Raw genomic sequence first — 14,556 nt, forward strand, 5'->3', positions numbered from 1 at the left:
TTCGATGCACCGCAGAGCCGGGCCCCCCGGATCAGCAGCGTACCGCGCGCTCCGCTCACGCCAGCAACCCCTTCCCCGGCACATCATTGAGCTCGAGCCTTATGCCATCGGGATCCTCAAACAGAATTGAGTAATATCCCGGTGCCCACTGATCCTCGCGCGGCGCGCGGATGATTTTAGCGCCGAGCGTCTGGAGGAAGCCGTGCAGCTCGTCGACATCTGCGCGCTCGCGGGCGCGGAAGCAGAGGTGGTGCAGGCCGACGCACTGCTGTTCGAAGGCGCGCCTGCGTGCTCTGGCGACGGTGCGCTGATGCCGAGCGCGGTGCGGCCGCCGACGCAGTAGTAGCCCGTCTCGGTATCGATGACCGGCCTCAAGCCGAGAAGCGGCAAACAGCTTGCGATAGAAATCGCGGGAGCGTTCGTAATTCGAGGCGGTGAGGAAAACTTGGGCGATGCCGTTGACTTCCATTGTCTTCCCCTGCGTGGCAATCTCAGGTAGTATTGCTGGTCGAGCATACAGGAACGAGCGGGACAGAGAGCGGCGTTATGACCGGTCCGGCATTGCGTTACAGAGATGCGCTTACGGTATCCGCCGCATTGTTTCTCGCGCCGGCGTCCATCGCCGGACAGGCCGATGCGGCCGATTGCGCGCTGGAGCGGCACGGCGAAGGGCGCGTGGCTGCCGTGGTCGATGCGCGCGGTTTTCGCCTCGAGGACGGCCGGGAAATCCGCCTCGCCGGCATCGAGCGGCCGGGAACCGACACGGCCAACGGCAGGGCCGCATTGTCCGCCATCATCACCGGCCGCGACGTGACCCTGCATGGCGAGAACGACACGCCGGATCGCTACGGCCGGCAGTCGGCAATTGTGTTCGTGGCTGGCTCGGAACAACCGGTGCAAAGCGAACTGCTGCGCCGCGGCGAGGCACTGGTTTCGAGCGACATAGCCGACAAAAATTGCGCTGCAGCGCTATCCGCCGCCGAAGGCGTGGCGAGAAATGCCAAATTGGGCATCTGGGCTGAAACCACGGCCATAAAAAACGCGGAAAGTCCGGGCGATATTCTGGCCGCGATTGGGCACTTTATGGTGGTCGAGGGCAGAGTGCTGTCGGTTCGGCAGGCTGGGGCAATCACCTACCTGAATTTCGGGCGGAACTGGACACGGGACTTTGCTGCGACTATTTCAAGGCGCATCATACCGGCGTTCGAGAGCGCCGGCCTTGGACCTAAGTCGCTCGAAAATCGACTGATTCGTGTCCGCGGCGTTGTCTCGTCGCGGGGAGGACCACGGATTGAAGTGCTTCGGGTGGGGCAGATTGAGGTGCTGGGCGGGAAATAGCGCTTGATTCGAGGGCTGGGCATCGGTCTTCGCTGGGATCACGTGCAAAGAAGAGGGGATGAGATCAAGGATCCCGGTCGGATCGTGATCTTAGTGGCTGATTTGACGCATCGTGCACAACGGCGCGAAGGAAACATGGGCCGCCGCCTTCTGGCTGCGCCGGCGCTGTTGTGCGCTGCGCTCACGCTCTCTTCCTGTGGGAATCTCGGGAAGATCGAGACGGCCGCACCGACGGTGCCCGCGCCGAAGCCGAGCCGCACCGTCGCGCAGACACCGGCGAGCGAGCGCGAGCACGAGCGCATTCTGGCCTCCTATGGCGGCGCCTATGACGATCCGAAACTCGCAACCCTGATCGGCAAGACGGTCGACCGGCTGGTGGCGGCGTCCGACCGTCCGGACCAGGCCTACCGGGTGACCATCCTCAATTCCGGCGCGGTCAACGCCTTCGCGCTGCCGACAGGCCAGCTCTATGTGACGCGCGGGCTGGTGGCGCTCGCCAGCGACACCTCGGAACTGTCCTCGGTGCTGAGCCACGAGATGGCGCATGTCATCGCAAAACACGCCTCGATCCGGGAAGACCAGGCGCGACAGGCGGCGGTGGTGACGCGCGTCGTCACCGATATGAGCAACGATCCGGATCTGACCGCGCTGGCTCTGGCGAAAACCAAGCTGACGATGGCGAGCTTCTCGCGGCAGCAGGAATTCGAGGCCGATGGCATCGGCGTCGGCATTTCGGCCCGCGCCCGTTTCGATCCCTATGGCGCGGCGCGCTTCCTCGCCGCGATGGAACGCAATGCGGCGCTGAAGGCCGGCAAGACCTCGCTCGATCCGCGCGCGCAGGACTTTCTGTCCTCGCATCCGGCAACGCCCGAGCGCGTGCAGAACGCACAGGCCAGCGCGCGGCAATATACCTCGCCGCAGAGCGGCGAGCGCGACCGCGAGACCTATCTCGCCGCCATCGACAACATCGTCTATGGCGAGGACCCCAGCGAGGGCTTTGTACGCGGGCGCCGCTTCCTGCATCCGAAACTCGGCTTCACCTTCCAAGCGCCCGAGACGTTCACGCTCGACAACACTGCGCAGGCCGTGATCGGCGTGCGCGAGGGCGGCACGCAGGCGATGCGCTTCGACGTGGTGCGCGTGCCGGCCGAACAGTCGCTCGCCGATTACCTCAATTCCGGCTGGATGGAAGGCGTCGACAAGGGCTCGACCGAAGACCTCATGATCAACGGTTTCCCGGTGGCTTCGGCGTCGGCGAATGGAGATCAGTGGCAGTTCAAGGTCTATGCGCTGCGTTACGGCAGCGACGTCTACCGCTTCATCTTCGCCGCCAAGCAGCGCAATACCGAAAGCGAGCGCAATGCGCGCGAGACCGTCAACTCGTTCCGCCGCCTGACGCTTGAAGAAATCCAGGCCGCGCGCCCCTTGCGTATCAAGGTCATCACCGTGCAGCCCGGCGACACCGTGGAATCGCTGTCCCACCGCATGACCGGCGTCGACCGCCCCACCGAGCGCTTCCGCATCCTCAACGGCCTCGACCAGCACGCCCAGGTCAAGCCGCGCGATCGCGTGAAGATCGTGGTGGATTGACGCGAGGCCGAAACAAGATCACTCAGCGAGGCTGCTCGCCTTCCCCTCTCTCCTCGTGGGACAGGTGGATCGAACGAGCGCACGCAATAACCGCGCGAGCACATGTCTCGTCCAAGCGGAAAAAAGAGCCCCACCGAAGCGGGGCTCAAGATGATCAGTACTTGCGACCCGAACCGCCCTGATCAGACTGGTTCTTCGTCGCAGGTGCCGGCGCATTGTTGTTCTGGTTGATCTGCCCGGACGGCTGGTTGGAGCTCGGCTGATTGCCGCCTCGCGCCGGGGCCTGTCCAGTCGTCTGACCAGCCGGAGGCCGTTGCGTGCCGGCCTGGCCGGTGGTTGCCGGCTGGTTTCGTCCGGCCTGACCGGTTGTCGTAGGCTCGTTCTGGCGGGCAGGCGCATTAGCCTGACCGGTATTCTGGTCGGTCGCGTTCCGCTGCGCCGATGGCTGCTGGCCAGCCGTCGTCGACTGGCTCTGAGTGGCACTTATCTTGTTGGACACTCCGAGCGCGGCAACGGTGCGTGTATCAATCGTGCCGCTGGCCTGCAGGCCCTGCCGCCGCTGGAAGACCATCAAAGCCTCGCGCGTCCGGCCGCTGAACACACCATCCGCTCTGCCAGTCAGCAAACCGCGTTGGATGAGCACCCGCTGCACCACGCGGATTTCGTCGGGGCTCAGATCGAGCGCGGCGACGCTGCCACCGCCGATGCGGCCACGACCCGTGAACCGCGTCCTCGGTCCTGCCGGGACAACGTCCACGATCCTCCGGCTCCGATCCACGAACACGATCTCGTCCTCCACGACGAAGAAGCTGTAGTCGCGGTAGGCCGGGAACGTGTCGATCAATACGGGGAATGCCGCGACCGACACAAAGGAGACATGCCGTGGCACCACGACGCCGGTGTTGATCCGGAAGTTGATGGAGCTGACGTTAACCCGCGCCACATTGCGCGAGCCAAGCACCGACTGCTGCAGCGTTGTCTGCTGTTGTGCAGTCACCGACACGCGGCCCGACATGCTCTGAGCGGCCGCACCCTGGCCTTCCGCCCGCGCATCGGTCTGTCCGCGGGTGTTGGCGCCGGTCGTTGTGGACTGACCCTGCTGCGTCGCCTGGCCCTGCTGCGTAGTCTGACCTTGGGAAGGAGCGCTTGGCCTGGTGTTGGCGCCGGTCGTCGTACCCGGCCTTGCATTCGGACCCTCCGTTGCCGCACCGGTCTGGTCACGGCGCTGCTGGGTTGTCTCTGCGGTTGCCGGCTTCTGCTTTTGCTGCGCCTTCTGTTCGGTCTGACGCGTCTGGTCGCGCTCGCCGCGGCCTTGCCCCACCGTCTGATCCTTTTGCCCGCGCTGCGACCGATCCGAGCCGATCTTCCGCTCGCCACTATCCATCGCGCGGCCGCTCTCTCTCATTCCTTCGCTACGCTGTGCGCCCGATGGCGCAGCAGCAGGGCTTTCCGCCCGGCCGCCTGCTCGGCCTTGCGTCATCCCTTCACCGCGGGATGCGCCGCCTGCGCCCTGCGAAATTCCACCTCCCGACTGCCTCTGTTCGGCGGCACCGCCGCCAGCTCCACCACCGGCGCTTATTCCGCCGCCGGCGCCTGCTCCTCCGCCGGCACCCATTCCTCCACCGCCGCCACCATCACGCATACCTTGTGCCGCCGCCAGACTGACGCCGGCGAGCAGCGCTGCCGTGGTCAGCAGGAACCTGCTCTTTCTAATGCTGTGCATGTGAAACCTCCTCCGTTTGCCTCGCAGCATTTTTCGACGCGGTACTTTCGAACTGCGCAGTTCAAGCTCCGTTATGAGTGACGGACCTGCTGCAAACGAGCGCTCGTCCGAGTTTCCGATCTGCTGGGAAAACGAAGCCCCGATGCCATTCGTTCCCGTTCACGCCGTTGCGCCAGCGGCACACGCGGTTCCGGAGCGAAACTGGCTCGCGGTTTGTACGATTGGCACGTGGACCTATGTCGGTCAGCGCCGACATGTTGCAGTGGCGAGGAACAGAGATGACGCGAGACGACTCAATTGACGTACTCGATCGAGCCGGTGCGGTGCAGATTGAATAAATTGAATAAAGGGCGCTGCGGATGTTCGCTTCCACCGGCGTCGACCGCCCCACCGAGCGCTTCCGCATCCTCAACGGCCTCGACCAGCACGCCCAGATCGAGCCGCGCGATCGCGTGAAGATCGGGGTGGACTAATCAGGACGCCTCAGCCGTCATTGCGAGCCATCTGGTCGCACGAATGCGCGCCCGATGACAGGCTCCGCGAAGCAATCCGCGCCAACGCGGGGATAGGTGGATTGCTTCGTCGCTTCAGCGCAAAATTGCTCCGCAATTTTGTCGCGAGCTTCTCGCAATTACGCGGAGAGCGCTGCGTGCTACCAGGAATTTGTGCGATCTAATTCTACTCGATAGTCACACGCGAACGCCACCGCGACTCAAAACTATTGTCATCGTCAAGCATCCGCGCCTGCGCATCCATGGGCTCGCTGCGCTTCTCTGTGACGATGCTTACCGGCTCGGCCTCGGCCTTCGCTTGCGCGGGTGCCGGCGCAGCGGCAGGCCACCGCAACAACGATTTCGAAATTACAGTCTTGCCGGCGTACCAGCATTTGCGCCCGTCGATCAGGCGCCAGGACCAATGCCCCTGCTGATTGGACGGCACCGCGGCGCTGCATTCCCTCACCTGCGCGGCCGGCGCGCTGATCGGAAGCAGCGCGGCCATGACAATGGCGAGAAAGACTGACTGAACCTGCCCTTTCATCGAATCCCCCTTGCGGTTGATCTGAATGCGGGCGGGAGGTTCTCCCCCGATTCTGGTCACAAAAAGTCGAAAATTGGGCCACTTTCCGCGTAAGTGACTGCAAATGCTGTCCAAAATTGCCGTCCTTCCCTTCTCCCACAAGGGGAGAAGGGAAGAAGGACCGCTGAAGGAATTTGCTTACACCCAAACAAAAAGCCCGGTCTCTCGACCGGGCTTTTCGTTCAATCCTTGGGATTCTTTCAGGCAGCCTCATCCGCCACGGCAGCGTCGTCGCCGTCGGCCTCGACATCCGCCTCGTCGGCCTCAGTGTCAGCTTCGGTGGCTTCGGCCTTGGCGCCGCGGCGCGGGCTCTTGGCGAGCTGGCTCTCGATTTCCTTGACCGCTTCGGTCTCGGTCGAATGCTGCACGACGGCGATTTCGCGTGACAGCCGATCGAGCGCCGCTTCATAGAGCTGGCGTTCGCTGTAGGACTGCTCGGGCTGCGATTCCGAGCGATAGAGGTCGCGGACCACTTCGGCGATCGCGACGATGTCGCCCGAATTGATCTTCGCTTCGTATTCCTGCGCCCGGCGCGACCACATCGTGCGTTTTACGCGCGCACGACCTTTCAGGGTTTCAAGGGCCTTCTTGACCAGCGCCGGCTCGGACAGCTTGCGCATGCCGACATTGGCGACCTTGGCGGTCGGCACGCGGAGCGTCATCTTGTCCTTCATGAAATTGATCACGAACAGCTCAAGCTTGGCGCCCGCGATCTCCTGCTCCTCGATGGCCAGGATCTGGCCGACGCCGTGAGCCGGATAGACCACGAATTCATTGGCCTTGAAGCCCTGACGCTGGGTCACGACCTTCTTCGGCTCCTCGACGCGCGGCGCGGCGGCGACCGGCTTGGCAGCAGCCTTCGGCGCGGCGGCTTTCGGGGGAGCAGCCTTCACGGGGGTCTTGACGGGATGCTTGGCAGCAACTTTCGACGCAGTGGTCTTCGAACCCGTCGCTTTCGCGGCGGTCTTGGCAGTCTTTTCTGGCATTGCGCTTCTTTTGTTCTTTGAGGACTTTGTGGCCGAAACGTTCTTGGCGTCCTTCATGGGCGCCTTGGCACGGCCTTTGGTTGCGCTGCGGCTGGCCGGAGCGGCTTTTTTCGTCGTCTTGGAAGCACTCTTTTTACGCGTTTTCTGTGACACAGCCTGCGCGCGGAACTGCCACGCCCCTGTTCGATGTTTTTACGGAAACCCACCGGGGCCACAGGATACGCATGGCCGGGATCGGCTTATAATGTGCCCAATATAGCACATTTTCGGCAAAAATCAATGATTTACGCCGGGTTCCGGGCCCTTACGGGGCGGTTTCCGTCATAAGACCGCTAACAGGGTTAAATCCGACAGGCGCGTTCGGTTCAGATTGAGGCGGAAATCAGGCTCGGCGAGCCCTCAACTTATCCACAGGCTTAGTCGCCGCTACCGGGTTCCTTGGAAAAATATTTCTCGAACTTGCCCTCGACACCTTCGAATTCTTTCGCGTCCGGCGGGGCGTCCTTCTTCTGGGTGATGTTGGGCCAGCTCTTGGCGTACTCGGTGTTGACCTCGAGCCACTTCTCGAGGCCCGGCTCGGTGTCGGGCTTGATGGCATCCGCAGGACATTCGGGTTCGCAGACGCCACAGTCGATGCATTCGTCGGGATGGATGACCAGCATGTTCTCGCCCTCGTAGAAGCAGTCGACGGGGCAAACCTCAACGCAGTCGGTATATTTGCACTTGATGCAGGCTTCAGTGACGACGTAAGTCATCCAACGCTCCGAAACGGATCAGTTTTCCGGGGTTTGCGTAGCGCATGCGGTGCGCTGCCGCAAGGGAAGCAACGGGCCCTTAGCGGCCGTTTTTCAGGCGTCCCTGCGTGCCCTTTCCAGATAGTTATTGCTTGTCGTTCTGCAAATCATCGTAGAGCACGCGCGCCGCCGCAGCGTCGCCGCGCCGCTCGGAAAATCCCACCACTTTCAGGATGCGCACGGTGCGGTCGAGCCCGATCGTCAAGACGTCGCCGACCTTCACCGAATGTCCCGGCGCCATTTCACGCACGCCGTTGATGCGGACGTGACCGGCCTCGACGAGCGCGGCAGCCGAGGTGCGGGCCTTCACCACCCGCGCATGCCACAGCCATTTGTCGAGACGCTGCCGCTCCAACTAATCTCTCGTAGTTTATCTTTCACGCATCGTCTTGACGCGAACCGGTACCCACTTCGCTTGAAAACGCTTTGGCTATTCCTTGCGGCCGGCGAGTTGCTCCTTCAGCGCCGCCAGTTTTGCGAACGGTGAATTCGGATCGACCGGCCGGTCGCGCTCGCGTGGGCTCGCGCTCGTCGCCCATTGACGATGCGAAGGGCCAGAGTCGCGCTTGTCACGGCCGCCCTTGTCGCGTCCGCCGAACTCACGGCCGCCGCGCTCGCCCTTGTCGCGGCCACCCTTGCGCTCGCCCTTGTTGCGATCGACTTTGTCGCGGCGCTCGTCGCGGTCGCGGCCCTTGCCCTCAAAACGCTCGCGCGGCGGACGGTCCTGACGCGCTTCTGCCGCGGGCGCGCCCTCTGCTGCGGCCGGCGCCGCCGTAGCATCGGCCGGTGCGCCCTCGCGCGGCTTTCTGAACTCGTTGTGGCGACGGCCACGGCGATGGCGCTGCTCGCGCTGCGCCGCCCCCTCACCGCCTTCGCCGCTTGCCGCTTGCGCGCCCTCGCCCGCGCGGTGATGGCGCTGGCGGCTGCGGTCGTGATGCGGACGGCGCTCGTCGGAACGGCCGCCGGGCCGCCAGACTTCGACGAGTGCAGGCTCGGCCGGTGTCTCGGGCTTGGCTTCGGCCGCTGGCGCTTCGACAGAAGCGGCTTCTGCAGGCGCTTCGGCTTCGGTAGGCGCTTCGCTCGCGGTTTCGGGTTCGGCCGCCGCTTCCGCGGCGCTGACCGCTTCCGGCGCCTCCTGTTCCGGAGGCGCATCCGCGATCGCGGCTTCCGCCGGTGTGGTCTCGGCGGGCGCAGCTTCCGCCGCAGCAGCGGGTTCTTCGGCGGCCACCGGGGTCACATCCGGCAGCAGCGACGCCGACGATCGTGCGGGCTCGTCGCTGACAGGCACTTCGGCCGCGACTTCTTCCGCCGGCATCTCTGCCGTCGTCTCGGCGCTCGCCTGAACCGGCGGCGTTTCGGCGGAGACCGTCTCGACGACGGCCTCGGGCGCGGGCTTCGGGGCGAGCTGCGGGCGGCGGTCCATGCGGTAGCCGAGCGCGCGCAGGATCGAGGCGAAATCCTCTCCGGCGGATCCCGTCAGCGAGGTCATCGCCTGCGTCACCACAAAGCCGCGGCCGTCGAACGCGCCGGCCGGCTTCTCGCCCGGCGACGTCTCGCGCCACGCCAAAGCGGGACGAATGAGATCGGCGAGACGCTCCAGGATGTCGACGCGCACCGCACGCTCGCCGCACTGGCGGTAGCCGAGCACGCGATAGGCATCGCGCGGCAGCGCCTTGTCGACCGGGAACGAGGTGCGCCCCGAGCTCGCCAGATGCTGCGCGCCTGACAGCGCGGACATATCGACATTGTCCTGCTTCTCGGCCCACAACAGCGAGGCCAACGCGCGCGCCGCGGGCTTCAGAAGCCCCGGGAAATAGATGTGATAGGCGCCGAAGCGCACGCCGTACTTTCGCAGCGTCGCGCGCGAGGCTTGGTCGAGATCCTTCATCTCGCTCGCGATCTTCGAGCGCTCCAGCACGCCGAGCGCTTCGACGAGCTGGAATGCGATGCCGCGCGCAATACCCGTGATGTCCTCGGCCTTCGACAGGCCGAACAGCGGCCCCAACAGCTTTTCGATATGCGTCTTCAGCCACAGATCGAGCCGCGCTTGCACGGCCTCGCGCGGCGCGCCGGAGAGGCGCTCATCGGAAATGATGCGGATGCGCGGATGCAGCGCATCGTCGGCCGCGACGAGTTTTGCCACCGCATCGCCGGTCCAGCGGATGGTGCCGTCGGAGGTCAGCACGAACTGGTCATCGGGCGCGGCTGAGAGCTTTTCCGCGCGCGCGTTGATCTCGCTCGCCAGCACCTGCTGGGCGGCCGCCTGCAACGCTTTCGCGTCCGAGCCGGCTTCCGCCGCATCGGGTGCAAAGGTGAATCCATCGAGCCGGCCGATCGCGTGGCCTTCCACAATCACTTCGCCGGTCTTGCCAATTTCCGTATTCAAAACTGAGTTCTCCCGCAGGCGGCGCATCAATACACTGGTCCGCCGGTCAACGAAACGCTCCGTAAGCCGTTCATGCAGCGCATCGGATAATTTATTTTCCACCTCACGGGTGATCCCCTGCCAGTGGTCGGGGTCGGACAGCCAGTCCGGCCGGTTGGCGACGAAGGTCCAGGTGCGGATCTGCGCGATCCGGCCCGACAGCGTGTCGATATCGCCGGTAACGCGGTCGGCCTGGTCGACCTGGGCGGCAAACCATGCGTCGGGTATCCGACCTTTCTGCATCAGGAATGCATAAAGCGTGGTCACGAGCTCGGCGTGGGCAGCGGGCGCGATCTTGCGGTAATCCGGGATCTGGCAGGCGTCCCACAGCCGTTCCACGGCTGGTGCGCCGTGGGCCATGTCCCTCACCTCGCCGTCGCGCGCCGCATGATCAAGCACGCGCAAATCTTCGGCAATCGGCGCGCGGGTCAAGGCGTCATGCCCCGGCGGCAGCGCCAGCGACACCTGCAAGCTCCCGAGCGAGGAGAAATCCAGCCTCGAATTCCGCCACTGCAGCATTTTGACGCTGTCGAACGTGTGGTTCTGCAGCGCGTTCACCAGTTCCGGCTCGAACGGTGCACAGCGCCCCGTGGTGCCGAAGGTGCCGTTGCGTGTGGCGCGCCCGGCGCGGCCCGCGATCTGCGCGAACTCGGCCGGATTGAGCCTGCGGAACTGATAGCCGTCATACTTGCGGTCGGAGGCAAACGCGACGTGGTCGACGTCGAGATTCAGCCCCATGCCGACGGCGTCGGTGGCGACGAGATAATCGACGTCGCCGTTCTGGAACATCGCGACTTGCGCGTTTCGTGTACGTGGCGAGAGCGAGCCGAGCACGACGGCCGCGCCGCCATGCTGGCGGCGGATCAATTCGGCGATCGCGTAGACTTCATCGGCCGAGAACGCGACGATCGCGGTGCGCCGCGGCTGGCGCGTAATCTTGCGGTCGCCGGCGAATTCGAGCTGCGAGAGCCTCGGACGTGTGACGATGGAAGCGCCCGGCAGCAGCCGCTCGATGATCGGGCGCATGGTCGCAGCACCGAGCAGCAGCGTCTCGTCGCGGCCGCGACGGTGCAGGATGCGGTCGGTGAAGACATGCCCGCGCTCGAGATCGGCCGCGATCTGGATTTCGTCGACGGCGAGAAACGAGACGTCGAGATCCCTGGGCATCGCCTCGACGGTGGAAACCCAGTAGCGCGGGTTCTTCGGCTTGATCTTCTCTTCACCCGTGACGAGCGCGACCGCTTCAGTCCCAGCGCGAGCGGCGATCTTGTTGTAGACCTCGCGCGCGAGCAGCCGCAGCGGCAGGCCGATCACGCCCGACGAATGCCCCAGCATCCGCTCGATGGCCAGATGCGTCTTGCCGGTGTTGGTCGGCCCGAGCACAGCGGTAACCCCCGCGCCGGGCGCGCGATCAGTCGCGAACTTGGAAGGAGAGAAAGCCATTCTGTGCAGGTGTTTCTTATTTAGGTGCGAGCGCCCAGCCCGTCATTGCGAGGCACCCGGTCGGCGCAAAGCGCCGCCGGATGACAGGCTCCGCGAAGCAATCCATAGCGCCACACGTGTGGAGGTATGGATTGCTTCGTCGCTTCGCTTCTCGCAATGACGGAAAAACGCGGAGTTTCTCTTTCGTTTGGCACTAACTGCGCCGATTCTGTTTCACTTTGCGACGGCGATGCGGTCGCGGCTTAAGCTCTGGAACGAGTCTGGAACGAATCGCGTCCGAATCGCTGACTCCTCCCGAGACCCGATACGTTCACCGCAACATCTCGCGCTGAAGCGCTGCGGGCAACACTAGATCAAGTTTAAGGCGGCTCCACAAGCGACGGTTTCGGGACCAATTTCTTAAAGACCGGAGTCGAATCAGAAGTGGTCAAGAGTCAACATGATTCATGGCGGTTGCATCGACTTCGTCGGAGGGAGCTCCTCTCCCTCGCCCCTTGCGGGACCTTCCCTTCTCCCCTTGTGGGAGAAGGTGGCGCGAAGCGCCGGATGGAGAACCCCTCACCCCGTCGCCGAACTTCGTTCGGCGCCACCCTCTCCCACAAGAGGAGGGGGGAAGAAGGCCTCAATTCGTCTTCGCTACCCGTGGCGGCATCGCCGTCGTCACGAACGACGTCGCTTCCAGCATCGCAAGGCCAAACGGCGTCGGGATCGTCATGCGGAACGGAACCAAGACGCGCGTCCCCGCAATCGGCACGAAGGTGATCTCGATCCGCCGTTCGCTCGCGAGATATTTGATCACGGGGCGATCGGGGATGTAGCCCGCGACGGGGTTGAAATAGATCGCGCAGACCAGCGCCGGCCCGTGATAGCCCTTTTCGGCTTTGACCGTTTCCATGCGCTTGTAATCGAGCTTGAGATCGTAGCGCATGCGTCCGTCGAAAATCCCGGCTCCGGTGCGGCAGGAATCCGGCGCCAGCACTTCGCCATTGCCGGGCACGCGCAGCAGTGAGCCCGTCATGGGATCGAGCACGCTTTTGCGGTGCGCGTCGGTGACGGGAATGCGGCCGGGATCGACCGGCGGCGCCGGGTCGATCGAAAATTCCTTCACGCCGCCATTGGCCAGCGAAATCCGGATAGTCTCGGATTTCTTCTGCGTGGTGGTGGTCGCGGTATAGGCGTTCGCGACCAGCGCGCCGTTCACGATGCGACCCTGGCTGGCGCCGGAACCGGTGCCGCCGGCAAACGCCTTCAACAGCCCGGCCGTGCCGCCTTGCGCCGAGGCCGAAAACACATCGTCGCCGATTTCGATGGTCCAGCTTCCCTTGCCGACCGGAATGCCCGCCAGCGTCGCCTCATAATGCGCATCCAGCCGTCCCTGCGCGGAAGCTGTCTGCGGCGCGAGTAAGCCCCACGCGGCGCACAGGCCGATGGCGAGGCCGAGCCTTGCGGAGAGGGTTTGGCGCGAAACGGCGCATCTGGCAGTCACGAATGGAAAATCCAGGGATCGGCGCGATTGGGTGTTCATTTAGGCAGAAATATCCGGCAAGCAACGCATGTTTTCGCGAAAACCACGCTTCCTAGGGACGTTTCATCGCCGCCCGCGGCTCGCGGGAAGGCCAAAGTCTTTCCTTAAGCGAAAGCCATGATGTCGGCGCGGATTGCGCCCTTTATATGATGGCTTAAGTGGCTGGAACCCCTGACAAACAGGCCGATTTCGCGTAGCGAACCGGCCCAAGAACCTTGACCCCGTGGCCGTCTCCCCCTATACGTCCGCGGTTCCTGGAAATGGACGCGATTTTGGACCCCCGCGGGCGCCTGCGAGAAGCGGCTCGGCTATGGCGGGGATGGAAAAGGATTTTGCAAGATGTCCCGGCGCTGCGAACTGACGGCCAAGGGCCCCCAGGTGGGCCACAAGGTGAGCCACTCCAACATCAAGACCAAGCGGCGCTTCCTGCCGAACCTTGTCAATGTCACCTTCATCTCGGACGCGCTCGCCCGCAACGTGCGCCTGCGCGTCTCGACCAATGCGCTCAAGAGCGTCGACCACAATGGCGGCTTCGATGCCTACCTCCTGAAGGCCAAGGCCGACGTCCTCTCCCCCCGCGCCCTCGAGCTGAAGCGCGCGATCGAGAAGAAAGTCGGCAAGCCCGCCCCCGTGAAGAAGGCGAGCTGAGCAAAGCTTAAATCGGCGGATCGAAATTCGGAGCGGCCGGGTCGGAAGACCCGGCCGTTTTTGTTGTGGCGCGCCCCACCCTCCCCTATCCGTCATGGCCGGGCTTGTCCCGGCCATCCACGTCTTTCTTGCCGTGAACACACACCGTAGTTTCACGGTGTGTGTTCACGCGCATGCGCGCTTGCCCACTTCCTGCGGTTGCTCTTGTATGCAATCGGGTCTGGGGGGCTTATGTCATGCGTAATTTGGGAATCGTGGCGCTTTGCGCCGCGTTGGGCGGCTGCGTTTCGAACGGCGAAACCATTGCGTTTCGTGCTTCCAATCCACAGCAACAGGCGATGATGCGCGACGGGCAACCGGCGCTCGTCTCGCGCCAGAAGAGTTCGCTGGTGCTGGTCCGCCCGGCATCGCGCAAATTGCAAGCGAACGGACGCCCGGTGTTTGTCGTCGGCATCAACAACATCGGCAAGCAGCCAACGGAATTCCGCGTGGCGCAAGTGGAAGCCGTCCAGCACGTCGGCGCCTCCGACTTCGGGATGCAGATCGTCACCTTCGAAATGCTGCAGCAGGAGGAGAAAAACCGGCAGGTGGCGGCAGCCATTCTGACTGGTGTTGCCGGTGCTGCGAACGCCTACAGCGCCTCTCAGGCAGGTCACGGCACCTATACGACACCAAGCGGCCGCACAGGTACGTTCTACAGCCCGACAGCCGCTGTGATCGCACAGAACAACGCCGCCATCCAGAACGAAGCCATGTTCGCCGCCACCATCGAAACGGGACAACGCAACATGGCCATGCTTGAGCAGACGGTCATCAAGGACAACACGCTGATGCCCGGCGAATGGTACGGCGGCCAGTTGCACATTGCGCCGCCGACGGATCAGGGCAGCGGAAAGAAGAGCTACACGATCGTGATTACTGTCGGGCAGGATCGGCATGTGGTGGACGTTAATCAGGGGCCGGCGGGGACGTAGAGCGAGGTGTGCGGCATCCATGGTCCTGCTGAT

12 protein-coding genes are annotated in these 14,556 nt (G+C 64.0%); 4 read left to right on the forward strand and 8 right to left on the reverse strand.

Going from position 1 to position 14,556, the window contains the following annotated elements; all coding sequences use genetic code 11:
- Window positions 1–55: 55 nt before the first annotated feature.
- Window positions 56–469, reverse strand: a complete 414-nt coding sequence (locus CQ13_RS05805; RefSeq protein WP_082637333.1) for a VOC family protein — start codon at window positions 467–469, stop codon at window positions 56–58.
- A 77-nt stretch (window positions 470–546) separates the two neighbouring features.
- Between CQ13_RS05805 and CQ13_RS05810 the strand changes: the two genes are divergently transcribed.
- Both CQ13_RS05810 and CQ13_RS05815 read left to right on the forward strand, forming a co-directional pair.
- Window positions 547–1,338, forward strand: a complete 792-nt coding sequence (locus CQ13_RS05810; RefSeq protein ID WP_057842036.1) for a thermonuclease family protein — start codon at window positions 547–549, stop codon at window positions 1,336–1,338.
- A gap of 135 nt (window positions 1,339–1,473) precedes the next feature.
- Window positions 1,474–2,928, forward strand: a complete 1,455-nt coding sequence (locus tag CQ13_RS05815; RefSeq protein ID WP_057842037.1) for a M48 family metalloprotease — start codon at window positions 1,474–1,476, stop codon at window positions 2,926–2,928.
- A gap of 154 nt (window positions 2,929–3,082) precedes the next feature.
- Here the strand turns inward: CQ13_RS05815 and CQ13_RS05820 are convergent, their stop codons facing one another.
- From CQ13_RS05820 to CQ13_RS05850, 7 genes are all read right to left on the reverse strand, one after another.
- Window positions 3,083–4,651, reverse strand: a complete 1,569-nt coding sequence (locus CQ13_RS05820) for a peptidoglycan-binding protein (RefSeq protein ID WP_057842038.1) — start codon at window positions 4,649–4,651, stop codon at window positions 3,083–3,085.
- A gap of 678 nt (window positions 4,652–5,329) precedes the next feature.
- A complete protein-coding gene (locus CQ13_RS05825) occupies window positions 5,330–5,803 on the reverse strand; it encodes a hypothetical protein (protein ID WP_156433520.1) in 474 nt (157 codons plus the stop codon).
- Window positions 5,804–5,928: 125 nt separating this feature from the next.
- Window positions 5,929–6,714 carry a CarD family transcriptional regulator gene (locus tag CQ13_RS40550; RefSeq protein WP_245309037.1) on the reverse strand — a complete coding sequence of 262 codons (786 nt, stop codon included), beginning with the start codon at window positions 6,712–6,714 and terminating at the stop codon, window positions 5,929–5,931.
- A 416-nt stretch (window positions 6,715–7,130) separates the two neighbouring features.
- A complete protein-coding gene (fdxA, locus tag CQ13_RS05835; protein WP_057842040.1) occupies window positions 7,131–7,469 on the reverse strand; it encodes a ferredoxin FdxA in 339 nt (112 codons plus the stop codon).
- Between the two features lie 124 nt (window positions 7,470–7,593).
- Window positions 7,594–7,863 carry an RNA-binding S4 domain-containing protein gene (locus CQ13_RS05840; RefSeq protein WP_057842041.1) on the reverse strand — a complete coding sequence of 90 codons (270 nt, stop codon included), beginning with the start codon at window positions 7,861–7,863 and terminating at the stop codon, window positions 7,594–7,596.
- Window positions 7,864–7,938: 75 nt separating this feature from the next.
- On the reverse strand, window positions 7,939–11,376 hold the full coding sequence (locus tag CQ13_RS05845; protein WP_057842042.1) for a helicase-related protein: 3,438 nt from the start codon (window positions 11,374–11,376) through the stop codon (window positions 7,939–7,941).
- Window positions 11,377–11,998: 622 nt separating this feature from the next.
- On the reverse strand, window positions 11,999–12,901 hold the full coding sequence (locus tag CQ13_RS05850) for a DUF3108 domain-containing protein (RefSeq protein WP_057842043.1): 903 nt from the start codon (window positions 12,899–12,901) through the stop codon (window positions 11,999–12,001).
- Between the two features lie 339 nt (window positions 12,902–13,240).
- Between CQ13_RS05850 and rpmB the strand changes: the two genes are divergently transcribed.
- Both rpmB and CQ13_RS05860 read left to right on the forward strand, forming a co-directional pair.
- Entirely contained in the window at window positions 13,241–13,549 is a 309-nt protein-coding gene (gene rpmB / locus CQ13_RS05855; protein WP_057842044.1) for a 50S ribosomal protein L28, read from the forward strand.
- Window positions 13,550–13,803: 254 nt separating this feature from the next.
- On the forward strand, window positions 13,804–14,523 hold the full coding sequence (locus CQ13_RS05860) for a hypothetical protein (protein ID WP_156433522.1): 720 nt from the start codon (window positions 13,804–13,806) through the stop codon (window positions 14,521–14,523).
- Window positions 14,524–14,556 lie beyond the last annotated feature (33 nt).

This window comes from Bradyrhizobium retamae (assembly GCF_001440415.1).
GTDB classification, from domain to species: domain Bacteria; phylum Pseudomonadota; class Alphaproteobacteria; order Rhizobiales; family Xanthobacteraceae; genus Bradyrhizobium; species Bradyrhizobium retamae.